Consider the following 23,832-nt stretch of genomic DNA (forward strand, 5'->3'; position numbering starts at 1 on the left):
TCAACGACGACCGGGCGGCCAATCGTTCGCGTCTATCAAGAAGAACGTCGGCTTATGGGTTAGACGTGGCTTGCGGATTCAGGGCCTTGGGAAAACTTCGAAGCCTGAAAGATTTGGCATTGCTTCACCAGCCTCCGGCCGGCACTTCGTCCCCGTCCTAGTCCGGACTGACCAGAAATGGAAAACCCTCGGAGATCCGCTTTATTAGAAAGCGACGGCCCGTGACGAACAAGACTACTCGGCGGCCGCTGCAGGCAACTCGGGGCCCGGCCGTACAATCTGAAGAAAGGCAGAGAGTGCACTGGAGACATAGGCGTCTGTGCGCCGAATGAACACGGTCTGCACGTCAGAAAACTCGGGCTCTAGTTCGTGCACGGCTACCTGGCCGTCCCGCCATGCCGCAACAACCACTCCCTTAGGCAGCAGCGTAACTCCGACACCCGCCGCCACACAGCCCAGGATGGCGTCTATCGAACCGAATTCCAAAGGCTGTGCCACAAGTATTCCCGCCTTAGTCAACAGATTCTCAAGTCTTATTCGATAGGAGCAACCAACGCGGAAGACTATCGTTTTCAGTTCACTGATCGAGGAAAGGTCTTCAATGCCTCGAATTGAGCGAGGCGTTACCAAGACGAGTTCTTCCCGAAACAGACACTCCTGGTGCAAATCTGGGTGATCGACCGGTCCAGCAACAAACGCACCCTCAAGTCTGCACTCGACAACGTCCTCGATGAGGCTACAGGTCGTCCCGGTCGTCACCACAGGCCGAACCTTTGGGTAAGCCTTGGTGAAGCTCGCAAGCACAGATGGAAGCCGAACCGCCGCAGTCGTTTCCAAAGTGCCGAGTTCGAGGACGCCACCCGGAGTGCCGTCATCCCTTGCGGCCGCTTTGGCGTCGCTGAGGAGCTTGGTGATGCGTGCCGAAAAGGGGAGCATGCGGCGCCCCGCTGGTGTGACCTTCACACCACGCGCATGCCGCTGGAATAGCTGAATGCCAAGCTCAACCTCCAACGCCCTTACGCGCGCGGTGACGTTGGATTGGACAGTGTTCAGCTCAGCTGCCGCTCGGTTCATACTGCCGTGCCGGGCAACTGCTTCAAAGACCCTTAGATCGGTTGCGTCCATAACAAGCCCTATCTTCTGAAGCGAACGGTTCGGCATCAGCGCGCTTGATCGAGTGATTATGTTGATCCAAGCCGCTCGTTTTACAAGGCCCAATCCGAGCGTCTTATGCCTGTTTTCGAAAGCACGAGCCGGTTAAGACAACCTATCACTAAAAGGAATACGGATATCTCAAATACAGATATCGGTGCGGTGACCACCAACGGCCGTCGAGGCACTGTCCGAAGGAGCCCTGGCCCCACGATAATGGAAGCTGTTCGATAGCGATCACAACGTTGCTGGTCCCGCAACGAAGCCAATGCATCGCAAACGGGATCAAACGGCTTCGCTACCGTTGGAGGGGGAACGTCAGTTCACCCCATTTGGTCAATCCGCGAAACGCGGGCGTACTTGGCGAGCCTTTCCTTGGCCTCGGCAACGACACGGCGCACGACGTCACCTGCCTCGGGCAGGTCATGAATCATGCCGATTGACTCCCCGACCGTTACATTCGCCACATCAAAGTCGCCGACGCGCGACGCCGCCTCCACCTTCTCCAATTCGTCGGCCTGTAGAGCCCTTAGTTTCTCTTCGTGGCCGTGCCACTTTTCGATGAACTCATTCTTCATGAGCCGCCCGGTGTATCCTTCCGGCCAGGCTCTTTTCCTTACAATATCGTACACACTGGTTCGTATCGTCTCGTCGCCCGAAGCTGCCACCACCTTGGCTTTAGCATTCGGATGGATGAGCGCCTCCTTTGTTGCCCAAAAGCGGCTGCCCATGAGAGCCCCTTCGGCGCCGAGCATCAGAGCCGCCGCAAGACCCCGACCGTCAGCTATACCGCCCGCGGCAACAACGACCACGTCAGGTGCGTGTTTACTTAGAGCGTCTACCACCGTCGGAACGAACGGTAACGTCGATCGGGCCGTTTGGCCGTGGCCGCCGGCTTCCGTCCCTTGCGCTACGACAACATCGGCTCCGACATCGGCCGCTCGCCGGGCCTGGTCGACTGTGTGGACTTGGCAAATCAGTGGCACCCGGGCTTGCTTGATACGCTTCGCAAACGGTGCCGGATCAGCAAAGGACAACATGATCGCGCGCGGGTGACGCTCAATTGCGAAGTCAAGCAACTCCGGCTGCTTTGCAACGGACCACGTGATGAAACCACATCCTACATCGCTGCGCGTGATCTTCGCTGACTCCGTCTCAAACCACGTGCGGTCGCCATATCCGCCGCCAAGCAGGCCGAGCCCGCCGGCGGCCGCAACCGCGGTGGACAGGTCTGCGCCCGCGGCGGGCGTCATTGGCGCAAGGATTATTGGGTGTTCAATATTAAACAACTTCGTCAACCGCGTGCTGATCATCGTCCTACCCTTTCCATTGTTAGGCCAACCAAACTCCGGCGTTCTCCGCAATGCGGCCTCTCGTTCACCTTAATTTCCCCCGAAGCCTCTGTAACAGCGATTAGCGCCATCGGCGGTTCGGCGCTTGACCGATCGCCCGAGATCCCAACGGTTCATTGATTGTTTCGGAAACACATAGCCCCGCCAATACTCACTAGTCGGAAGACACTCTTTCGCGGGGCGCGCGAATACAGTCTCGTTGAACCATAGTATCGGTCGAGAGGCGGGAGAATTGTGCTCTGAGCCGAGGCACGGCGAAATCGACGAAAGCCCGCACCTTGGGGACGGCAAGCCGCCCCTGTGGGGAAATCAGGTGCAGAGGGATCGCGGAAACGTCGTCCCGCCTGAGGAGGACTTGTAGCCTGTTTTGCGCAAGTTGCTCCGCAATGTGATAAGAGAAGAGCCGGGTGATGCCTCGCCCCTCGACGGCCGGGGCAATAGCACCACGAACGCTATTCACCACCAGGCGCGGCGTAAAATGAACCGAACGCGGCATCGACGATCCGTTCGCCGGTGGAAAAGTCCACGAATCGATTCCGAAGTGGGTCATTGCAATGATCTTGTGCTTTGCGAGATCAGCGACCTCTTCGATTTTCGGATGCGTAGTCAAATAGCGGGGCGATGCCGCTACGACGCGCCGAACCTCTCCCAACCGGATCGCGACGAGCGTGGAATCTGTCAAATTGCCAATTCGCAAGGCGATATCCATGCCTTCGTCGATAAGTTTGACGGGTCTGTCCAGCAAAAAAAGCCTGACAGAGACGGTTGGATAGACGTCCATGAACTCGTCTAAGACCGGCCGCAGGACGTCTTCTCCCGCAGCGACCGGCGCTGTTATGGTCAACGTGCCACGCGGGGTTGACCGTTCACCTGCCGCGACGAGATCAGCCTCCTCAAGATCTGTAATGACGCGGCGACAGACAATCGCATAACGTTCCCCCGCTTCGCTGAGCTTGAATGACCGCGTCGTGCGGTGAAGGAGCGTAACACCTACGTGCGCCTCAAGAGACGCGAGCGCCCGGCTTATTGCAGCCGGCGATCGTCCCAGCTTGCGTCCCGCCTTCCTCAAGCCTCCCTCATCGAGAGTGGCAACAAAGACCTTCATAGCGTCGATACGGTCCACTTACTCACCACTTGACACTTGATGTCACTCAACGCTTCAGCGTAAGAACGAAGATGCCAGCTCGACAAGTCCCGGGCAGTTCGCGAACTCTTTCCTGCACTCGATGATGCGCGGCATATTCTGCAACCATCTTGATTGAGGCTAGGCAACCGCTGGCGCCACCATCAAACGCTTTTTCGAGATAGCCCTATCGTTGCCGGAGATTGCGAGGCGGCGCACTCAGGCTTCCTCGGCTCTGCTGATTACTTCGTACGGCTCGTCAAAGCTATCCATCGCCGTCGATCGACCGGCCCCCCATCTTCGCCGCCAGCCCTATCAGGAGGACAGATACCGCGTTCAGTTCAAATCGCTTCGCGCGGACACACCAAGTTCATAGGCTTTGCAGGCTGTCCTTGGATGTCGATCAGCCTTGGCATCGTTTCGAGGAAGCATTCGGACGTTGCGTGGTGGTTAGGGAGTCTGCCGTGGCGGTCACGGAGGAGTACGAGGCACCGGTCAGAGGTGTTCGATGCTGAAGCAGCCTCTCGCCTGCGAAGCGTAACCGAAAATGAGAGCGCCACATCTTTGAAAAAGAATTGCTGATCTATGGTTCTGGAGATCAGTTTGAGCCGGAGCGTGCGTTATGAACAGCATCCCGCAATCTGTCGACGTTACGGGGACTCTCGAAGGCTTGATACGGACCGGACAGGATGCGGTGAGGCAGTTCGACGACGTTCTCGCGGCGACGACAGGAGTGGGCAATGATTGGCCGGGTTCGTCACAGGGAATATTCTATCCATTCGGATTGATCGCCGATCTTCAGCACGAATGCCTTAGGCAGCTATGGCGCGTTTGGAACGGAATGTTTCTTCAGATATACGCTGGAGGTGTCCATTCGGATATTGCGCTCGCCAAGGGTGACAAACGGTTCAAGGACTCGTCTTGGCGGGAGCAACCCTATTACGATCTTCTCAAGCAGACATACCTGCTCTGCTCGAGGCATCTTCTGGAATTTGTAGACAATGCGCAAGTCGACGATAGGACCAGACTTCAACTTCGCTTCTATGCGCGTCAGCTTGTTGATGCAATAAGTCCGTCGAATTTCCCCGCGACCAATCCCGAGGTCATTCGCAAGGCGATCGAGACCCGCTCCGCAAGCTTAACGAACGGCCTCAAGAATCTCATTGATGACTTCCAAAAGGGAAGGATCACGCGGGTCGACGAGTCGGCCTTTGAAGTGGGTCGCAACCTAGCCACAACTCCAGGAACCGTGATCTTTGAAAACGAGCTGGTCCAACTGATCCAGTACGCACCGCAGACGAGCCAGGTCGAAAAGACCCCGCTTCTTTTCGTTCCACCATGTATCAACAAGTACTACCTGCTTGACCTTGGAACGGGAAATTCGCTGGTCGAGTATGCCGTCGCGCAAGGTCATCAGGTATTCCTGATTTCCTGGCGCAGCGCGGTGCCTGAGACTCAGCATTTGACCTGGGACGATTACCTCGAGATGGGTCCGCTCAAAGCGGTCGAGGTTGTTCTCGAGGTCACCGGCGCGGAGCGAACACATGCGCTCGGCTTCTGCGTCGGTGGAACACTTTTGAGCTGCGCCGCAGCTGTAATGGCGGCCCGAGGGCAAGATAGATTGGCGACGGTCACGTTGCTGACCACCATGCTGGACTTTTCCGATACCGGCGAAATCGGTTTGCTGATCGATGCGGGCTCGGTCGCATTGCGAGAAGCGACGATCGGAAAGGGAGGCATCATGCCTGGCCGGGAACTGGCCTTTACCTTCGGTACGCTGCGCGCCAACGATTTGATCTGGCGATACGTCGTCGATAATTATCTGAAGGGGGCAACCCCAGACGTTTTCGATCTGCTGTATTGGGATTCCGACAGCGTGAGCCTGCCTGGTCCAATGTACTGCTGGTACACGCGGAACACCTACCTTGAGAACAATCTCAAGGATCCGGGCAAGACTACACAGTGCGGCGTTCCAGTAGACTTCTCCAGGATTACTGCGCCGTTTTATCTCCTCGCATCCCGTGAGGATCACATCGTGCCTTGGAAGACGGCGTTTCGTTCCAAGGATCTCATCGGCGGCGAGGCACGCTTCGTATTGGCGGCGAGTGGCCACGTCGCGGGTGTGATCAATCCTCCTGCGCGCAACAAACGCAGCCACTGGCTTAGCGACGACTCTGAGTCTGATCCGGAAGGCTGGCTCGACGGCGCCGAAGAGAGACCCGGAAGCTGGTGGCCCGATTGGAATGCGTGGTTGGGACGTCATTCAGGCGGAACTATTTCGGCGCCGGAAGTTCAGGGGAGCGCACGATTCAATCCGATAGAGTCCGCGCCCGGTCGTTACGTAAAAGAGAAATCGAACTAGACGGCTATGTAAGCGAGCCGCCCTAAAAAATCGCATTCAACGGAGGAAATCTTGATGTCCAATGAAATCGTCATCGTCAGCGCCGCCCGCACCCCGGTCGGTAGCTTCAACGGCGCGTTCGCCACAACGCCGGCCCACGACCTCGGCGCGATCGCCATCAAGGCGGCGCTGGAGCGTGCCGGCGTCGAGGGTGGTCAGGTCTCCGAAGTCATCATGGGCCAGATCCTCACGGCGGCGCAGGGCCAGAACCCGGCCCGTCAGGCCTCGATCGCGGCCGGCATTCCGGTGGAAAGCCCGGCCTGGGGCGTCAACCAGCTCTGCGGCTCGGGCCTGCGCACGGTGGCGCTCGGCTACCAGGCGCTGCTCAACGGCGATTCCTCGATCGTGGTCGCGGGCGGCCAGGAATCCATGAGCATGGCCCCGCACGCGCAATATCTGCGCGGCGGCGTCAAGATGGGCGGCCTCGAGCTGATCGACACCATGATCAAGGACGGCCTGTGGGATGCCTTCAACGGCTACCACATGGGCAACACGGCCGAGAACGTCGCCAAGCAGTACCAGATCACCCGCTCGCAGCAGGACGAGTTCGCGGTCGGTTCGCAGAACAAGGCCGAGGCGGCGCAGAAGGCCGGCAGGTTCAAGGACGAGATCGTCCCGGTCACCATCAAATCCCGCAAGGGCGATATCGTCGTCGACACCGACGAGTATCCGCGCCATGGCGCCACGATCGACGCGATGGCCAAGCTCCGTGCCGCCTTCGAGAAGGACGGCACCGTGACCGCCGGCAACGCCTCGGGCATCAATGACGGCGCCGCCGCTGTCGTCCTGATGACCGCCAAGGAAGCTGCCAAGCAGGGCAAGAAGGTGCTCGCCCGCATCGTCTCGTGGGGCCAGGCCGGCGTCGACCCCAAGATCATGGGCACCGGGCCGATCCCGGCCTCGCGCACCGCGTTGAAGAGGGCCGGCTGGAACATCGCCGACCTCGACCTGATCGAGGCCAACGAGGCGTTCGCCGCGCAGGCCTGCGCCGTCAACAAGGACCTCGGCTGGGATCCGGCCAAGGTCAACGTCAATGGCGGCGCGATTGCGATCGGCCATCCGGTCGGCGCGTCGGGCGCCCGCGTCCTTGTGACGCTGCTGCACGAAATGCAGAAGCGCGATGCCAAGAAGGGCCTCGCGACGCTCTGCATCGGCGGCGGCATGGGCATCGCTATGTGCGTTGCACGCGACTGAACCTGCAGAGCGGGAGGATTCGAGATGATGCGTGTTGCATTGGTGACGGGCGGAACGCGGGGCATTGGAGCTGCAATCAGCAAGGCGATGAAAGCGGCGGGCTACGAGGTGGCGGCAAGCTACGCCGGCAATGACGCCGCGGCGGAGAAGTTCAAGGCGGAGAGCGGCATCCCGGTCTACAAGTGGGACGTCGCATCGTTCGACGCCTGCGCGGCCGGCGTGAAGCAGGTCGAGGCCGATCTCGGCCCGGTCGACGTGCTCGTCAACAATGCCGGTATCACCAAGGACACCGCATTCCACAAGATGACGCTGGAGCAGTGGAATGCCGTGATCAACACCAACCTCGGCTCGCTGTTCAACATGACGCGCCAGGTGATCGAGGGCATGCGCGCCCGCAAGTTCGGCCGCGTCATCTCGATCTCCTCGATCAACGGCCAGAAGGGCCAGTTCGGCCAGGTCAACTACTCCGCGGCGAAGGCCGGCGATATCGGCTTCACCAAGGCGCTCGCGCTGGAGAACGCCAAGGGCGGCATCACCGTCAACGTGATCTGCCCGGGCTACATCAACACCGAGATGGTGCAGGCGGTGCCGAAGGACGTGCTCGAGAAGAACGTGATCCCGCAGATTCCGGTCAACCGGCTCGGCGAACCCGAGGAGATCGCGCGCGCCGTGGTCTTCCTCGCGGCTGACGAGGCGGGCTTCATTACCGGCTCGACGCTGACCATCAATGGCGGTCAGTATCTGATTTGATCGTGCGGCAGTTCGCATGCGACGCGCACGTTTCGAATGCAAATGCTTGCGCGCCGGTACGCCATTTGAATTGACGGATTGAATATGAAGATCGCCGTTGCCAAGGAAATCGATGCGTCCGAGCCGCGGGTTGCGGTTTCGCCCGATACCATCAAGAAGTTCAAGGCGCTGGGCGCCGAGGTCGCGGTCGAGCCGGGCGCGGGCGTCAAGTCGGGGCTGCCCGATTCGGAGCTTGTCGCGGCCGGCGCCACCGTCAGCGCCGACGCGCTCAAGGACGCCGACATCATCATCAAGGTGAAGCGGCCGGAGGCCTCCGAGCTGTCGAAGTACAAGCGCGGTGCGCTCGTCATCGCGATCATGGACCCCTATGGCAACGAGGCCGCGCTGAAGGCGATGGCCGATGCCGGCGTGTCGGCGTTTGCGATGGAGCTGATGCCGCGCATCACCCGCGCCCAGGTGATGGACGTGCTGTCCTCGCAGGCCAATCTCGCCGGCTACCGGGCGGTGATCGAGGGCGCCGAGGCCTTCGGCCGCGCCTTCCCGATGATGATGACCGCCGCCGGCACCATTCCGGCCGCCAAAGTGTTCGTGATGGGCGTCGGCGTCGCCGGCCTGCAGGCGATCGCGACCGCGCGGCGGCTCGGGGCCGTCGTCACCGCGACCGACGTGCGCCCCGCCACCAAGGAGCAGGTGGAGAGCTTGGGCGCCAAATTCCTCGCCGTCGAGGACGAGGAGTTCAAGAACGCGCAGACCGCCGGCGGCTACGCCAAGGAGATGTCCAAGGAATATCAGGCCAAGCAGGCCGCGCTGACCGCCGAGCATATCAAGAAGCAGGACATCGTGATCACGACCGCGCTGATCCCGGGCCGTCCGGCGCCGAAGCTGGTCAGCGGCGAGATGGTGAAGTCGATGAAGCCGGGCTCGGTGCTGGTCGATCTCGCGGTCGAGCGCGGCGGCAATGTCGAGGGCGCGAGGCCCGGCGAGGTGGTCGAGACCGACGGCATCAAGATCGTCGGCTACACCAACGTCGCCGGCCGCGTCGCCGCCTCGGCCTCGAGCCTCTACGCGCGCAACCTGTTCTCGTTCATCGAGACGATGGTCGACAAGGCCAGCAAGGCGCTCGCGGTCAATTGGGACGACGAGCTGGTGAAGGCCACCGCGCTGACCAAGGACGGCGCCGTCATCCATCCCAACTTCCAGCCGAAGTAAGGAGAGAAGCCATGGAGCATCTCGCGCAGGCCGTCGATCCGTTCGTGTTCCGGCTGTCGATCTTCGTTCTTGCCGTGTTCGTCGGCTATTTCGTGGTGTGGTCGGTGACCCCCGCGCTGCATACCCCGCTGATGAGCGTGACCAACGCGATCTCCTCGGTGATCGTGGTCGGCGCGCTGCTCGCGGTCGGCGTCGGCATGGTGTCGAGCGGCTCGGGCTGGGCCCGCGGCTTCGGCTTCGTGGCGCTGATCTTCGCCTGCGTGAACATCTTCGGCGGCTTCCTGGTCACCCAGCGCATGCTGGCGATGTACAAGAAGAAAGCCAAGTGAGCGGCGTGCACCTCGGGGTGACGAAGACAAAGGGGGACCTGAGATGAACGCCAATCTGGCTGCTGTTCTGTATCTCGTGGCGGGGGTGCTGTTCATCCTGTCGCTGCGCGGCCTGTCGAGCCCGGCATCGTCGCGCCAGGGCAATTTCTTCGGCATGATCGGCATGGCGATCGCGGTCGCCACCACGCTGGCGAGCCATCCGCCGGCCGACGGCATCGCCTGGCTCTTGGTCATCGTCGCGATCGCGATCGGCGGCAGCATCGGTGCCGTGATCGCGCGCCGGGTGCCGATGACCTCGATGCCGGAGCTCGTCGCCGCGTTCCACTCGCTGGTCGGCATGGCCGCGGTGCTGGTCGCCGCCGGCGCGTTCTACGCCCCCGAGGCGTTCGACATCGGCACGCCCGGCAACATCCATCCGCAGAGCCTGGTCGAGATGTCGCTCGGCGTTGCGATCGGCGCCTTGACCTTCACCGGCTCGGTGATCGCGTTCCTGAAGCTGTCGGCCCGGATGAGCGGCGCGCCGATCATCCTGCCGTTCCGCCACGTCATCAACATCGTGCTCGCCCTGGCGCTGGTGTTCTTCATCGTCGGCCTGGTGATGTCGGGCAGCGCGCTCGACTTCTGGCTGATCACGATCATCGCGCTGGCGCTCGGCGTCTTGATGATCATCCCGATCGGCGGCGCCGACATGCCGGTCGTGATCTCGATGCTGAACTCGTACTCGGGCTGGGCCGCGGCCGGCATCGGCTTCACGCTCGGCAACTCGGCGCTGATCATCACCGGCGCGCTGGTCGGCTCGTCGGGCGCGATCCTGTCCTACATCATGTGCCACGCGATGAACCGCTCGTTCATCTCGGTGATCCTCGGCGGCTTCGGCGGCGAGACCGCGGCGGCCGGCGGCGGCTCCGGCGAGCAGAAGCCCGCCAAGCTCGGCTCGGCGGATGATGCCGCCTTCATCATGAAGAACGCCTCCAAGGTCATCATCGTGCCCGGCTACGGCATGGCGGTGGCGCAGGCCCAGCACGCGCTGCGCGAGATGGCCGACCTTTTGAAGAAGGAAGGCGTCGAGGTGAAATACGCCATTCACCCGGTGGCCGGCCGCATGCCCGGCCACATGAACGTGCTGCTGGCCGAAGCCAACGTGCCCTATGACGAGGTGTTCGAGCTCGAGGACATCAACTCGGAGTTCGCCCAGGCCGACATCGCGTTCGTGATCGGCGCCAACGACGTCACCAACCCGGCGGCGGAAGAGGACAAGACCTCGCCGATCTACGGCATGCCGGTGCTGCAGGTCTGGAAGGCCGGCACCGTGATGTTCATCAAGCGCTCGCTGGCCTCAGGCTATGCCGGCATCGACAACCCGCTGTTCTACCGCGACAACACCATGATGCTGCTCGGCGACGCCAAGAAGGTCACCGAGAACATCGTCAAGGCGATGTGAGGCGACTGCTCTGGATACGAAGATAACCATCGTATCGCTTACGTACTGACCAAGCCACCTCGGAGGTTGTGGCTGGGTTTCGCAACACGGCTCAATCCAACCGCCTGCCATCCGCAACAGCCCTTCCGAACCGACTGCCTGCGATGCTGAGTAAGCCGAGCAGCCTCGTCCTGCTGATCGAAGGCGAGCCCAAGACGCGGAGCCTTCTTGCCTTCGGGCTTCGAGTTCCGTGGCTTTTCGGTTGTCGAAGCGGAGAATGCCGCCGACGGCTCGAAGATCGCCGCGTTCAATCCGCCCGACCTCGTGATCCTCGATCTGAGACTGCCGGACCTGCATGGCATTGAGACACTCGAGCGGCTGCGCTCATGGTCTGACGCTCTGGTCATCGTCTTGTCTGCCAAATCAAACGAAGATGAGATGGTCTGTTTGCTGCGGTCGGGCGCCAACGACTATGGGGTGAAGCCATTTGGCATGGCCGCGCGTCTCGCCCGTTGTGATGTCGCTCGCCAATACCAGGGCCAAGCTGACACGCAAAGAGCATCGCTTGTTGCACATCCTGGCGACGCATGTCGGGCTCGTAGTCACCCACGATCAGCTGCTCAAGGAAATCTGGACCGGTAGTCAGCGGGATAACGTCCAGTATCTTCGTATGTTGGTGCGCAAGGTTCGACAGAAGATCGAGCCGGACCCAAATCAGCCACGCCTGCTGACCACCGAGTCGGGGGTCGGCTATCGGCTCGAAAAAGGCCTAAAAACCAGTGCGACCGATTGATGGGCCCACAGTCTCCAAAGCAGCTCGCCCGGAACATACGCCGAATGACGGCCAATGACGCTGGCACCTTGTCAGTCTTGACCATAGACGAATAAGATGGCCTCAAGTTGAGAGCACATGGTGTGATGACCGACGAAATTGCCAGCGTGCCAACACCACCAATGAGGGGTAAAGGCAAGATAGGGAAACCTATCTTCCCCCCGAAGGCCAGCGAAGTAGCCGGCCTCATAGGTTCTGTGGAGAGAGAGCCACGTGTACATGTGAGCGGCATCATCCGAGTAGTACACTAAACGGGTAGCCGACCACCCTGCGTTCGGCGCCTTGGAAAGGTGCTGAGAACTGTCCGCAAGCCGGCGATGATGCAGATGCCCCCGGTCTTCTGGTCGCCAAAGCTGTGTGCGAAACCGACGCGCTTTTACTGCGGTTTCCGGCCGGTCCGCTGCATGGTTCTGCAGCGGGCCGGTTCGTGGCGATCAGGACATGGTGGGCATCACGAACTCGGCGCCGGCACGAATGCCGGTTGGCCAACGGCTCGTAATCGTCTTCATCCGGGTGTAGAAGCGAACGCCCTCCGGGCCGTGCATGTAGTGGTCGCCGAAGATCGACGCTTTCCATCCACCGAACGAATGGAATGCCATCGGCACCGGGATTGGTACGTTGATGCCGACCATGCCGATCTTGATCTTGTGCGCGAACTCCCGCGCCGCGTCGCCGTCGCGCGTGAAGATCGAGGTGCCGTTGCCGAACTCGTGCTCGTTGATCATGCGCGCGGCGGTGTCGTAGTCGGGCGCACGGGCGACGGACAGGACGGGACCGAAAATCTCCTCCTTGTAGATCTTCATGTTCGGCGTGACGTGATCGAACATCGATCCGCCGATGAAGTAGCCGTCTTCGTAGCCCTGCATGTTGAAGCCGCGGCCGTCGACCAGAAGTTTGGCACCCTCCGCGACACCGGCATCAATATAGCCTCGGACCTTGTCCAGATGCTGCTTGGTGACCAGCGGACCCATTTCCGCTTCCGGATCCGTGCCGGGTCCGATCTTGAGGCTGCGGATCTTCGGCTCCAGCGCTGAGATCAGCCGGTTCGCGGTTGTCTCGCCGACCGGGACCGCGACGGAGATCGCCATACAGCGCTCACCGGCCGAGCCAAAGGCGGCGCCCATCAGGGCGTCGACCGCCTGGTCCATGTCGGCGTCGGGCATAATGATCATGTGGTTCTTGGCGCCGCCCAGCGCCTGGCAGCGCTTTCCCGTGTTAGCGGACGTCTCGTAGATGTACTTTGCGATCGGCGTAGATCCGACAAAACTGATCGCCGAGATATCGGGATGATGCAGCAGCGCGTCGACGGTCTCCTTGTCGCCATGGACCACCCCGAATACGCCGTCGGGCAGACCCGCTTCCTTGAGCCACTCCGCGACGACGACGGAGGCCGACGGATCGCGCTCGGAAGGCTTCAGGATAAAGGTGTTGCCGCACGCAAGGGCCACCGGAAACATCCACATCGGAACCATGGCAGGGAAATTGAACGGGGTAATGCCGGCGACCACGCCGAGAGGCTGGCGTATCGAGTAGCTATCGACGCGCGTTCCGACATTCTCGGTGATCTCGCCCTTCAGCAGCTGCGGGGCGGCCGTCGCGAACTCGACGACTTCCATGCCGCGCTGGATCTCACCGACCGCGTCGGAGTGGACCTTGCCATGCTCGGCCACGATGACGTCTGCCAGCAGGCTGGTGCGTTCCTCGAGGATCCTGAGGAACCGGTTGAGAATCCTGCCCCGCCGCAGGGGCGTCGTCGCCGCCCATCCCGGCCCAGCCTTCACGGCCGCCGCGACGGCATCCGCCACATCCGCAGCGTTCGCGATCGGCACTGTTGCCGCTTGCTCACCGGTCGCAGGGTTGAAGACGAACGACGACCGCCCGTTACTACCGGTAACTTGCCGGCCGTTGATGAAATGCCTCACTTGCCTGACCACGATTACCTCCATGTTGCCTCAATGACCGTTGCGACGAGCTGGCAACCGACCTCGAACACCGGTGACAAAACGCTCAAGCAATGCCGGTTGGGCCGTTTCCGTCGAGGACATCGGCAGACTGCAGCTGCAGAGCCTCAATGATCGCCGGGCTCGTCCTTGCGCCCGCGACTTATGTTGGCTTCTCGCCGTGAATGCGCCCCGAAATGCTCATGTTTTCGGGCGCGTGCTCGAACAGCAGAACATTGATGATCTTTGGGTCGGACCCGATCGACTCGTGGGTGACTTTCACAATGTCGCGGATGAGCTGCGTCTTACGGGCCTTCGTGAGAGCTGCGGCGATATGACACTCGATATAGGGCATAGCTATCTCTGGCTCCTACTTCAAACGGGCGATCAGTTCTTTGTCGTTCGCGTTACCCTCGACGAACTCGGGTAGATGTTGCCCGTGCTCCACGAAATTGATGCCGCTCCCCTCCCTAATGACAAAGAAGATATTCTCGGCGAGTTCGCCAGTCGCTTCGCCGACAACGCGTAGCAGACCGGCTGATAGAGCGCGCTTTTGCTCTTCCGAACGGCCGTATCGCATGTCGCAAGAAATCATCGGCATCGGGCTGTTCCCCAATTCAAGCGGTTGTCTATTGGACTACAGGACGCGACTCATACCGCCGATCGACTGGTGCTGATCGGCTCGGGCATCGATCTATTCCACGTATTGCGCAACGGACGGCTCCGTTAGACGCCAATCCCCCTCAGGTTCAGCCTTGGCGATCGATACCAGCCAGCAGACAAGCAGCGTCAGCGGCAAAGTGAAGAGCGCCGGCGAGTCGTACGGAAAGATCGCGGGACCAAGACCCAGCACCTTCGACCAGATCGTCGGGCCCATAGCTGTCAAAACAACCGATGACACAAGGCCGAAAGTGCCACCGATGACCGCACCACGGGTCGTCAGACCGTCCCAATAAACTGCGAGGATCAGCAACGGGAAGTTGGCGCTGGCTGCGATCGCGGTGGCGAGCGCGAGGAGGTACGCCACATTCTGGCCCTCACATGCCAGCCCGAGCAATATGCCGAGCACCCCCAATGCAACTGCGGAGATTCGCGATATTTGGAGCCGCGTACGCTCAGTGAGTTGCCGTCCGGACAAACCGACGACGAGGTCGTTGGCCGCCGACGAAGCACCCGCTATGAGCAATCCGGAGACAACCGCCAAGATCGTCGCGAACGCAACCGCAGAGATGAAACCCGCCAAGATGCTTCCGCCAACGGCCCTCGCCAGGTGGATGGGGGCCAGATTGTTTCCGCCAAAGAGTACGCCATTGGCACCGGCATAGGTGGCGTCGCCACGGAGGAGCGCGATACTGCCATATCCGATAAAAAACAGCATCACAAAGAACAGGCAGATCAGGCAGGTCGCGTAGAACACTGACAGACGCGCAGCGCGCTCGTCGCTAACCGTGAAGAAACGCATCAGGATATGAGGCAGTCCGGCCGTGCCGAACAGGACCCCGACGCCAATCGACAGCGTCGCAATTCCGTCCTGGGCGAAACCACGAATATCCATGATCCTGTCGCCGTTCGGATGATTGCTCACCGCCGTCTTGAAGAGATCCGGCATACTGAACCCGAACCTGACCAGGACCAGCGCCGCAATCAGGGTGCTCCCGCCAATCATCAGGACGGCCTTGATGATCTGGACCCATGTCGCGGCGCGCATGCCGCCAAGGGTCGAAAACACAATCATGAGCATTCCGACCATGATGATCGCCGGCGCGTAACCGATTCCGAATAGCAAGGAGATAAGCTCTCCGGCGCCGACCATTTGTGCAACGAGGTAGAAGCTCACGATTACGAGGGTGGACGAACCCGCCAGAATGCGAACCGGCCGCTCTCTCAATTTGTGAGTCAGCACGTCTGCGAAGGAATACTTCCCAAGGCGACGCAATGGCTCCGCAACGAGAAACAGCACAATAGGCCAACTGGCCAAATAGCTGGCGGCGAGGAACATCCCATCCAGGCCCGAAGCATAGATGGCGCCCGACAGACCGAGGAAGGCGCCGGCGGACATGTAGTCGCCCGCAATGGCAAGACCATTCTGTCCCGACGAGATCGAGCTTCCGGCCGTTAGATATTCCGATGAGCTGGTTGCGCGGCGGGCCGTCCAAAAGCTGATGAGCAGCGTAAGCACCGCGAAGACCACGAAGAACAAGATGGTCGAAACATCAGCCTGGCGCACCTGAGACTCCGACTCCGCGGAGTACGCGGATCCACCAACGCCGACGGTATATGCAATCGCGAGCAGAAGGCTCATGCCGTTCCGTGACATACGCATCATTCAATCTCCATGCCGCACGAGCACGAACAAGCCGGTCAAGATGACGCTGAAAGCCATGCAGCTGGCCAACGCGATCATTGCTGGACTAAAGGTTATTGAGGTAATAGCGGCGGGCGCCGGGTGCCGTGCGCTGTAGATGACGAAGGCCATCATCGCCAGGTATGAAAGGATCATCGCGATCATCAACCGGACACGGAGCGTGTCTGGCCTGTTTGCGGTGACGCGCAACGGATGCACTTCATCGGTTCTGCGCAAATTTCCCTCCCTGCATTGGATTGAGTGTGCGCCGCATATTTGCGATCGTGTTGGCTCAACGCTAGGCAACCGCTGGCGCCACCATCAAACGCTTTTTCGAGATAGCCATATCTTCTCTTGAGATTGGCGGGCGGCCCATCTTGCATTCGCAGAGCCTATCGATTGCCTTGCACGGCTCGGCCAGCGCGATTCAGGGCCACCGATCGACCGGTCGCAGGCTCTGGCCCCCGTCTTATCGGCGCGACAGATACCGCGTTCAGTTCAAATCGCTTCGCTCGCACACACCAAATTCATAGGCTAACTTTGCGACCCGAGCTGGAAGACATCTGGCGACGGCAAGGAATGGATACGCTCACGAACGATCCGAATGATGATCGACGTGTCCACCGAAAGGATACCTCGTACTTGGCACGGCGGCAGCTACTAACCCGCGAGTCCGACGCAACTATAGGCATCGACGGCATCAACTCACAGGTCCTTCTCTGGAGATTCTCATGAAGCTCTACTGGTCGCCGAACTCCCCCTATGCGCGAAAAGTCGTGGTGGTTACCAAGGAGCTGGGGGTCGACGATCGTGTCAAGCTCATTGAGACATCTGCAATGCCGACCAAAGAGAACCCGGAGCTCTCGGCGCTCAATCCGTTGACCCGCATACCAACGCTTCAGTTGAATACTGGTGAGATTCTTTTCGATAGCAGCTTAATCTGTGAGTATCTGGACGAGTTCTCAGATGGTGGATTACTGCCGGTGCTTGGGCCAGCCCGCCGACAAGTGCTCAAGCTCGAGTTGCTTGGCCTGGACATCATGGACCGCGCTGTGGTCTGCCGCCAAGAAACCCTACGGCCTGAAAGCTACCGCTGGAGCGGATGGGTGGACGCTCAGTTTGATCGGATCGGCAAGATCCTCGACGTCCTTGACGCCTATACGCTAGCGCTCGATTCCGACCTCGGCACCATAACCGTCGGTTGCGCGCTTGAATATCTTGATTTTCGCTTCGGCGACCGCCCGTGGCGATCACACCGACCGCAATTGAGTGCCTGGCACGAGCAATTTGCTTCGCGGCCGAGCATGGCAAGCACAAAGCATCCTCAGTGAACGGAGTTCCGGGAGCAACGGCATACCCGTCAGCCGTCGTGCAGCTACGCAAGCTTGTCACACCTATCCGCCTCCCGTCGGCGGAGCCGGTCGCTTTCGACTGGCAAAGGAAGTCACCACCCTCCCGGTGCCTTCTCCCAGACTCGCCGGGATCTCCTTGGAGGTCCCGGCGCCTTTTCTTTCTGTGGCAGCGATCTAAGCTGAGATTTTGCCATCGCTCTCACTCGATGGCGTTCCGATCGCGATAAATCGATGGCTTATACTCGTTGGCGCTGATTGAATGACATACCAGCGGGTCCACAGGTTACGGCTTCGTTTCCAGGATAACCTCTAACTCGATCGGCATGTCCATCGGCAACCTCGCAACGCCCATCACAAGCCGGGCCGACATCTTCTTTGGGCCAAATACCTGGTTGAACAGTTCAGAGGCGCCGTCCGCTACCCTTGGCTGATCAACAGGATCTCCTGAAGTTGCGATATAGACACCGAGCCTGACAACGCGGCTCACCTTGTCGAGCGATCCCAGGCGCTCTCTGGCAACGGCCAAGGCATTGAGAGCCGCCAGCCCCGCCGCCTCCCGGCCTGCCGCGCCGCCCAGTTCCTTGCCGACACGTCCAACAAACTTTGGCTTTTGGTTTTCGACAGGTAGCATGCCGGTGAGGAACAGCAGATTGCCGGTCTGCACGGCCTCGACATACGCGCCGAAGGGCTTAGGCGCCTGCGGGAGTTGGATACCTAACTCCCGCAGGCTGGCTTCCGCGCTTACCATCTTCCGGAATGCGCGCCGCCGTCAACGTGCAGCGATTCCCCGGTGACATTCTGGGCTTCGGTCAGATAGACGATCGCATCGACAATGTCCTTGACGCTGGAAACCGTGCCCAACGGCGCCAGAGTCCTCAGGAACTCATGCGGATCGTCCTTGTGCAGGGGAGTGTCCACCATGCCGGGCGCGACCGTGTTGAAACGGATGCCCTGCTTCGCATATTCGACCGCCAGGTTGCGGGTCATGGCCTCCAGGCCGCCTTTGGTGATCATCGGCACCGAAACGGTCAGGCCCGCGATCGGATTCTCGACCAGCGACGACGTAACGCCGACAACACTGCCGCCCGACTTCTGGGCCAGCATCTGCTTCACAGCATGCTGCGTGATGTAAAGATAGCCTTCCAGGTTGGTTGACGACAGCCTCTTCAGGTCTTCGCCCGTGTAGTCAGTGAATGCCTTGGGAAAGAAGATGCCGGCATTGTTGACCAGCGCGTTGATAGATCCGAACTTGCCAATCGCGGTCTCGGCCACCTTCGCGGCCACAGACGCATCGCCGATGTCGCCATCGACTAGCGCGAGTTTGGGGGATGATGGCAATTCCTTCGATTTAGTCACGGTGCGCGATGTCGCGACGACGTTATAGCCCTTGTCGAGGAACGCCTTCACGGCGCCGGCACCAATGCCCTGGGAAGCACCTGTTACGATAACTGTCTTGCTCATGATATTCTCCATTATTTTGGGTTGATCGTCGGAAGGTCAGTCACCTGAACCTTCCGCTCGAACCTTCACTGCGCTGCGACGATGTCTACGCGCACGTCGAGGCTGTTCCGCGTCGCGTTCGAGTAGGGGCAGATCTGATGAGCTTTCTGCACCAGCGTCTCAGCATCAGCCTTTGCCAGCCCGGGCAGGTAAACCGCGAGGCCGACCTCAAGGCCGAAACCGCCCTCGGCGCGCGGACCAATTCCCACGGTTGCTTTGACGCTGGTATCGGCCGGCACCTTCGGGCCACCTTGCGTGGCGACGAACTGCATCGAGCTGAGAAAGCAGGCGGCATAGCCAGCGGCAAACAGCTGCTCCGGATTGGTGCCCGGGGCACCGTCGCCACCGAGCTCCTTGGGCCGGGTCAGGCTGACCTTCAGGTTTCCGTCGGGCGTTGCGGCTTGGCCGGCACGGCCTCCCGTCGCTGTGGCATTGGTTCTGTATAAGACATTGGTTGGCATCGCTTTCTCCTCTTCATGGGGGTCTTATTTGCTTGTGGGGGGAGAATGGGAGCTGCCGGCTTGATTGATTAGCCGGAAATATCTGGAATTACATTTCCATCTATGGGAAAATCGGCAAAATGGCTGATCTGAATGACATTGCTGTATTCGTGAAGGTCGCGCAGCTCGGAAGCTTTAGCCGTGCTTCACACGCGCTTGGCATGCCGGTTTCCACCGTGAGCCGGAAGGTTTCCGCACTCGAATCGGAACTGGGTGTCACGCTGTTGCAAAGGACGACGCGCAAGCTCGCGCTCACTTCACAAGGACAGGATTATTTCCATTCATGCAGTGAACCGCTGAACCTCCTGTTCGACGCTGAGCGGGTCTTGACCCAGACCCAGAGGAAGCCGGAGGGTGCACTCAAGATCTCCGTGCCCGTGGTTTTGGGGCAAGATCCATTTCTCGAATTTATCTCTGATTTCCTGAAGCTCTATCCAAGAATCAAGATCGACCTCTTCATCACCAACCTGTTCCTGGATCTGATCGCTGAAAATGTCGATGTCGGCATTCGCTTTGGTGAACTGAAGGACTCGACCTTGATTGCCAAGAAGCTTGGCAGCCAGGTTCGCTACGTCGTCGCCTCCCCCGAATACTTGAAGGATCGCAAACCTCCGACCAAGCCCACAGACCTCAAGCTACATCAGTGTGTCTTGCTCAATGGCAAGAATAACGAAGCGGAGTGGGAATTACTGAATGGACGCAAGCGGGCGGAAATCCGGGTCGCAGGCCCTATTTCGAGCCGGGACTTCCAATCCGTCAGCACGTTTGTTTATCGAGGGCACGGCATCGGTCTTTTGCCCTCGACCTATTGCAACGACAAGATCGAAAATGGTGAACTCGTAAGGTTGCTGCCCGACTGGGCTTCGAGGCAACTCGAAGTGCACGCCGTCTACCCCACAAGGAATTTCTTGCCTTCAAGGCTACATGTATTCCTTGAAGCATTGAGGGCCTGGAAGAGCCCTTTGTGGACTTTACCTTAGAAAGCCAGATCCCGATGTTCCCGCAAAGGAAGCCGAGCTTGGTGGCGATGACCACTTGGTCGCGATATACACCTGGGATCGACAGACCCTATATAAACGACGGCGGATTGGTCCGCGTTCTCGCCAAATGGCGCGAACCTTTCCGGGCTATCACCTTTACTGTCTCAGCCGACGGCAACACAGCGCGGTATTCTCGCGGCGGTTCTCAAATTTTTGGCTTCAGCTACGCCCGAATTGCGGAGGGCTGGTCGTTGATTGACGAAGGCGCGCAGAGAACGATGCCGCCCTCCGGTAATGTCCAGGTTAGCGATGGCGACGCGTTGTGGACGCTCGCCATCAAGGGTGTCGGACCTGTTCGATTGGCCTCTTTCATAGTCAGGGATGATATCGCCGCCAATCGGCTTGTCCCTGTTCTTGAGGAGTTCAACCCGGGCGACATCGACCAACTGCATGCTGTCTTTCTATCTTGGGCAGGGTGGGCTCTTGCCGATCCGGATCCGCGTCTTCCGGGAGTTTCTCGCCCAGCAGATCAAAATCGGCGAGGCTCGGCCCTCGACAGCGTGGATGATTATCACGCTTCGCTGCAGAAGATCGAAACGAGAGCAAGCTAGGCCGTCGATCTGCGCGGCGAGACGGCGGGCACACCATTGCGCAGGCTGTCGACGCGGTCAGACCAATGCTGTGTTAAACGCACGCGTTCGGACCAATAGGCCGCACGGTTATAGATGCCGCGGATCTTGTTCTTTTCGCCGACATCGAGGCTGCTGCCGATCGAATTGATATACGCGCCGACTTCTGCCTGAAAGTGCAGCGGCAGCAATTCGTTCTCTATAGCGGTTATGAGGTTCGATTCAGCCGGCGGCGGCAGCTCTTTGATCTCGATGGTGACACCACGTGCTAGCCACTCTTCAAGCCGCTTGCTCAGGCCGCCTAGTTGGCTCATTGGCCATTCGACGCAGGCCTGCGCTTCGAGAAGGTCGGGACGCATGGCGGCTCAATGCGCCACAGAGGGAGCTCGATCTCTATGGCATTCCGCCAAGACCGGATAGCTCGGCGGGGCAGCAGCTCCACGACTTCTGGATAAAGCTTGTTTCGCCACCTTTCCAAAGGAGGGACCCGGTCTTCAACATCGTCGATATCCCTTTCCAGACACAACCGCCCAATAATCTTGAATCGAGCTTGAACTGGTCGGGCGCGGTTGTTTCCCCACCCTGGCCCAAGCGGATCACGCTCGCAGTCGCCGGGTGGATTGCGCCGGAGGTGTGCCATCCCTCCACGCCAGCACTTTTCACGCAGGAGGACGCACCAAAAACGTTGGTATGGGTGGGTCTCGATGGCCACAATGGCAGGCTGCCGAAAATTTCGCTTCCACAAATTGGCACTTACCACACACCCGACGGCCCGCGCGAGAATCAACACTGGGCGTGGTGGAGTTGGTGGCATCATTCGTCGAAGCCGCAGACGGTCTCGAGGATTAGTAACTTCGAATTCCATCCTGGTCAGGAGATACTGGCTGGTCTCTGGCCTATGATTAGTGGAGACGTTGGCTTCTTTATCAAAAACCAGAGCACAGGCGTGTATATACCCTTTCTCAAACCACAACCGGCCGGCGATATCGAACCGCTTGGATCGTCGGCAGAATGGGTTGTTGAGCGGCCGACAGAACCCGGCACCGGCAAACTCTATCCGCTCGCCGCCTATGGCTCCGTGAATTTCAGGTATTGCTTGGCACTAGCGGGCGACGGCCCAGCCAGGCCGGGGCGTTTGATGACGCTCGCGGACAACGGGCGCATGATCAAAATGCGCGAGGCTTTCGCAGATCCTTACCGGACCGTCTATGTCTCACGCGCGGAGCGGTGGCGGGATCAAGACGGCTCGATCGGCGTCAAATGCACTTTCCATGCACCGACGTGAACGCTCAGCGCACGAAATTCAGGTGGAGGATCAATACAAAGAGTTCGAAAAATATCCGGAAACCCCAGCCATATGGCGCCGCCGCTAGGTCCTTCACGTTGCCGGCATTTCAACTGCGTAAGCCGGTCGATCGGCGAAATTGCCGCTATCGCGTATTTGTCGGCCCCTTCTCCCAGTCCTTATCGTCTCGATGCGGCGCGCTCTTCTTGACGTGTAGGTACCACTTTTCTGGATGATGAGTGAGAATCGCCTTCAGGCAAATTGAAGTCTCTCCGCCCGACAGCGAACGTTGTTGACTTTAGCCGACTGATAAGGTTTGCGACCAAATCACATCAGTCGCCTACTCACTGGATGCTTGTCTCTTTCTCGAAGTGCAGCGGCTGTAGACTTACCTCTAAGTCACAAACGTCCCGGGAATAGACCGATCACAATCAATGAAGGTCTGCATATTGAGCGACTAGCCCCACATTGCCAGAAGCGCCCATCAAAGTTTCGGCTCCAGACCAACCGCACCAGTTTCGCACCAGAAACCACCTCACCAAGGAGCGATGAACGCGGTCGAACATCGACGAAAATACAGCAAAATCAACGACCGCCTCCCTTATCCTGCCGCTCATAACGGTCTGGTTGCAGGTTCGAGTCCTGCCGGGCCCACCAATGAGTTCAGAGGGCGCCAGACTAAGCCCAAGCGCAGCCAGAGCCGGTGTGGCCCTGAAGCCGCCGGCCGACTTTGCTGACCATTATGGTTTTTGATGGGGCCATAGTTGTCGATAGTTCGATCAAGCCTCGTTAAGCTTTTGCTCATTCAAAGTTTACCCAATTTTGATTCTTTTGTTCACGACGATGGCCTGCATGTTCGGCACAATTGGCGATGAAAACGAATTCACTGGAAGATATCGAAGAAGTTTGCCGGCCGACCAGGAGAGCGGCCTGCAGGGTTTTCGATCCTTGTCGAAAAATTCGCATCCGCGACGACCGTGGACCTTTGCTGAAGCGACGAATGCGGCAGGCTGCGCGAGTGGGAGCGGTCGCACTCTTCGTTGCCGTGGCATCCGGTTATCAAACGTCCGCCCAGGCCGGCACATCGACCGCAAATTTGACCGTTCAGATCACCATCACGGCGTCTTGCACAATCAACGCTGCGACGCTCAATTTTGGGAGCGTGGCAGGAACAACGCTCGCGACCACCTTGCAGTCGGGCAGCACAACCGTCTCCGTCACCTGCACCAATGGCAGCCCGTACTCCATCGCCATGGACAACGGAGCAAATGTGTCCGGCAGCCAGCGGCGGATGACCAATGCCGGGAATTTTATCAACTACGATCTCTATACCGATTCAGCCCATACCAACCCCTGGACCACGGCTACCAGCAGCACCACCTGCACGACCACGAACGGCTGCTTTCTCGGCACTGGTAACGGATCGGCGCAGACGATCAACATTTACGGTACCGTTCCCGCTACCGGCACCGCACCGAACACCGGCACCTACACGGACACGGTGGTCATGACCATCACCTATTGAAGAAGGGGCCGCGCC

Annotated in this window: 24 protein-coding genes and 1 pseudogene; 13 read left to right on the forward strand and 12 right to left on the reverse strand. The window is 59.6% G+C overall.

Annotation, left to right across the window (positions count from 1 at the left end; genetic code table 11):
• Positions 1-234: 234 nt before the first annotated feature.
• The 3 genes from ACVIGB_RS19420 to ACVIGB_RS19430 all read right to left on the reverse strand — a co-directional run bounded on the left by ACVIGB_RS19420 (position 235) and on the right by ACVIGB_RS19430 (position 3,627).
• A complete protein-coding gene (locus ACVIGB_RS19420; RefSeq protein WP_244549603.1) occupies positions 235-1,161 on the reverse strand; it encodes a LysR family transcriptional regulator in 927 nt (308 codons plus the stop codon).
• 314 nt (positions 1,162-1,475) lie between these two features.
• Entirely contained in the window at positions 1,476-2,465 is a 990-nt protein-coding gene (locus ACVIGB_RS19425; RefSeq protein WP_092117110.1) for an NAD(P)H-dependent flavin oxidoreductase, read from the reverse strand.
• A gap of 193 nt (positions 2,466-2,658) precedes the next feature.
• A complete protein-coding gene (locus ACVIGB_RS19430) occupies positions 2,659-3,627 on the reverse strand; it encodes a LysR family transcriptional regulator (RefSeq protein ID WP_092117112.1) in 969 nt (322 codons plus the stop codon).
• A gap of 622 nt (positions 3,628-4,249) precedes the next feature.
• On the opposite strand from ACVIGB_RS19430, the gene ACVIGB_RS19435 reads away from it, so the two are divergent.
• The 8 genes and pseudogenes from ACVIGB_RS19435 to ACVIGB_RS19470 all read left to right on the forward strand — a co-directional run bounded on the left by ACVIGB_RS19435 (position 4,250) and on the right by ACVIGB_RS19470 (position 11,723).
• Entirely contained in the window at positions 4,250-5,989 is a 1,740-nt protein-coding gene (locus ACVIGB_RS19435; protein WP_456721431.1) for a PHA/PHB synthase family protein, read from the forward strand.
• Between the two features lie 54 nt (positions 5,990-6,043).
• Positions 6,044-7,222, forward strand: a complete 1,179-nt coding sequence (locus ACVIGB_RS19440; RefSeq protein ID WP_092117116.1) for an acetyl-CoA C-acetyltransferase — start codon at positions 6,044-6,046, stop codon at positions 7,220-7,222.
• Between the two features lie 24 nt (positions 7,223-7,246).
• Positions 7,247-7,972: an acetoacetyl-CoA reductase gene (gene phbB / locus ACVIGB_RS19445; protein WP_456721430.1), complete on the forward strand. Its 726-nt coding sequence runs from the start codon at positions 7,247-7,249 to the stop codon at positions 7,970-7,972.
• 84 nt (positions 7,973-8,056) lie between these two features.
• A complete protein-coding gene (locus tag ACVIGB_RS19450) occupies positions 8,057-9,181 on the forward strand; it encodes a Re/Si-specific NAD(P)(+) transhydrogenase subunit alpha (RefSeq protein ID WP_456659209.1) in 1,125 nt (374 codons plus the stop codon).
• 11 nt (positions 9,182-9,192) lie between these two features.
• Positions 9,193-9,510 carry a proton-translocating transhydrogenase family protein gene (locus tag ACVIGB_RS19455; RefSeq protein ID WP_016841609.1) on the forward strand — a complete coding sequence of 106 codons (318 nt, stop codon included), beginning with the start codon at positions 9,193-9,195 and terminating at the stop codon, positions 9,508-9,510.
• Between the two features lie 43 nt (positions 9,511-9,553).
• Positions 9,554-10,951 (forward strand): NAD(P)(+) transhydrogenase (Re/Si-specific) subunit beta, encoded by a 1,398-nt coding sequence (locus tag ACVIGB_RS19460; protein WP_456721429.1) that lies wholly within the window; start codon positions 9,554-9,556, stop codon positions 10,949-10,951.
• 207 nt (positions 10,952-11,158) lie between these two features.
• Positions 11,159-11,368, forward strand: a pseudogene (locus tag ACVIGB_RS19465) (response regulator); the annotation flags it as partial.
• 49 nt (positions 11,369-11,417) lie between these two features.
• Positions 11,418-11,723 (forward strand): winged helix-turn-helix domain-containing protein, encoded by a 306-nt coding sequence (locus ACVIGB_RS19470; protein WP_456721428.1) that lies wholly within the window; start codon positions 11,418-11,420, stop codon positions 11,721-11,723.
• A gap of 473 nt (positions 11,724-12,196) precedes the next feature.
• Here ACVIGB_RS19470 and ACVIGB_RS19475 read toward each other — a convergent pair whose 3' ends face one another.
• From ACVIGB_RS19475 to ACVIGB_RS19495, 5 genes are all read right to left on the reverse strand, one after another.
• Positions 12,197-13,696, reverse strand: coding sequence for a CoA-acylating methylmalonate-semialdehyde dehydrogenase (locus tag ACVIGB_RS19475; RefSeq protein WP_456721427.1), 1,500 nt, complete (start codon positions 13,694-13,696; stop codon positions 12,197-12,199).
• Between the two features lie 169 nt (positions 13,697-13,865).
• Positions 13,866-14,057 (reverse strand): tautomerase family protein, encoded by a 192-nt coding sequence (locus ACVIGB_RS19480; protein ID WP_092117126.1) that lies wholly within the window; start codon positions 14,055-14,057, stop codon positions 13,866-13,868.
• 15 nt (positions 14,058-14,072) lie between these two features.
• Complete coding sequence (locus ACVIGB_RS19485) at positions 14,073-14,303, reverse strand: tautomerase family protein (protein WP_456721426.1); 231 nt, start codon at positions 14,301-14,303, stop codon at positions 14,073-14,075.
• 93 nt (positions 14,304-14,396) lie between these two features.
• Entirely contained in the window at positions 14,397-16,028 is a 1,632-nt protein-coding gene (locus tag ACVIGB_RS19490; RefSeq protein WP_092117128.1) for a sodium:solute symporter family transporter, read from the reverse strand.
• Complete coding sequence (locus ACVIGB_RS19495) at positions 16,029-16,283, reverse strand: hypothetical protein (RefSeq protein WP_143046687.1); 255 nt, start codon at positions 16,281-16,283, stop codon at positions 16,029-16,031.
• A gap of 494 nt (positions 16,284-16,777) precedes the next feature.
• Between ACVIGB_RS19495 and ACVIGB_RS19500 the strand changes: the two genes are divergently transcribed.
• A complete protein-coding gene (locus ACVIGB_RS19500; protein WP_092117132.1) occupies positions 16,778-17,377 on the forward strand; it encodes a glutathione S-transferase family protein in 600 nt (199 codons plus the stop codon).
• A gap of 304 nt (positions 17,378-17,681) precedes the next feature.
• Here ACVIGB_RS19500 and ACVIGB_RS19505 read toward each other — a convergent pair whose 3' ends face one another.
• The 3 genes from ACVIGB_RS19505 to ACVIGB_RS19515 all read right to left on the reverse strand — a co-directional run bounded on the left by ACVIGB_RS19505 (position 17,682) and on the right by ACVIGB_RS19515 (position 19,359).
• Entirely contained in the window at positions 17,682-18,146 is a 465-nt protein-coding gene (locus ACVIGB_RS19505) for a RidA family protein (RefSeq protein WP_456721425.1), read from the reverse strand.
• Complete coding sequence (locus tag ACVIGB_RS19510) at positions 18,140-18,859, reverse strand: SDR family NAD(P)-dependent oxidoreductase (protein ID WP_425304820.1); 720 nt, start codon at positions 18,857-18,859, stop codon at positions 18,140-18,142. Before ACVIGB_RS19510 ends, ACVIGB_RS19505 begins: the two co-directional genes overlap by 7 nt.
• A 65-nt stretch (positions 18,860-18,924) precedes the next feature.
• Positions 18,925-19,359 (reverse strand): organic hydroperoxide resistance protein, encoded by a 435-nt coding sequence (locus ACVIGB_RS19515; RefSeq protein WP_456721424.1) that lies wholly within the window; start codon positions 19,357-19,359, stop codon positions 18,925-18,927.
• A 119-nt stretch (positions 19,360-19,478) separates the two neighbouring features.
• On the opposite strand from ACVIGB_RS19515, the gene ACVIGB_RS19520 reads away from it, so the two are divergent.
• Complete coding sequence (locus ACVIGB_RS19520; RefSeq protein WP_092117140.1) at positions 19,479-20,378, forward strand: LysR family transcriptional regulator; 900 nt, start codon at positions 19,479-19,481, stop codon at positions 20,376-20,378.
• Positions 20,363-20,989: a hypothetical protein gene (locus ACVIGB_RS19525; protein ID WP_456721423.1), complete on the forward strand. Its 627-nt coding sequence runs from the start codon at positions 20,363-20,365 to the stop codon at positions 20,987-20,989. The genes ACVIGB_RS19520 and ACVIGB_RS19525 overlap by 16 nt, the downstream gene beginning before the upstream one ends.
• On the opposite strand, the gene ACVIGB_RS19530 is transcribed toward ACVIGB_RS19525, so the two are convergent.
• Positions 20,986-21,366 carry a hypothetical protein gene (locus ACVIGB_RS19530; protein WP_456749192.1) on the reverse strand — a complete coding sequence of 127 codons (381 nt, stop codon included), beginning with the start codon at positions 21,364-21,366 and terminating at the stop codon, positions 20,986-20,988. The two genes, ACVIGB_RS19525 and ACVIGB_RS19530, sit on opposite strands and share 4 nt — an antisense overlap.
• A gap of 191 nt (positions 21,367-21,557) precedes the next feature.
• On the opposite strand from ACVIGB_RS19530, the gene ACVIGB_RS19535 reads away from it, so the two are divergent.
• Positions 21,558-22,292, forward strand: coding sequence for a G1 family glutamic endopeptidase (locus ACVIGB_RS19535; RefSeq protein WP_456749193.1), 735 nt, complete (start codon positions 21,558-21,560; stop codon positions 22,290-22,292).
• A gap of 871 nt (positions 22,293-23,163) precedes the next feature.
• Positions 23,164-23,817, forward strand: coding sequence for a Csu type fimbrial protein (locus tag ACVIGB_RS19540; RefSeq protein WP_456721420.1), 654 nt, complete (start codon positions 23,164-23,166; stop codon positions 23,815-23,817).
• Positions 23,818-23,832: the final 15 nt, after the last annotated feature.

It is taken from the genome of Bradyrhizobium sp. USDA 4341, from assembly GCF_054063755.1.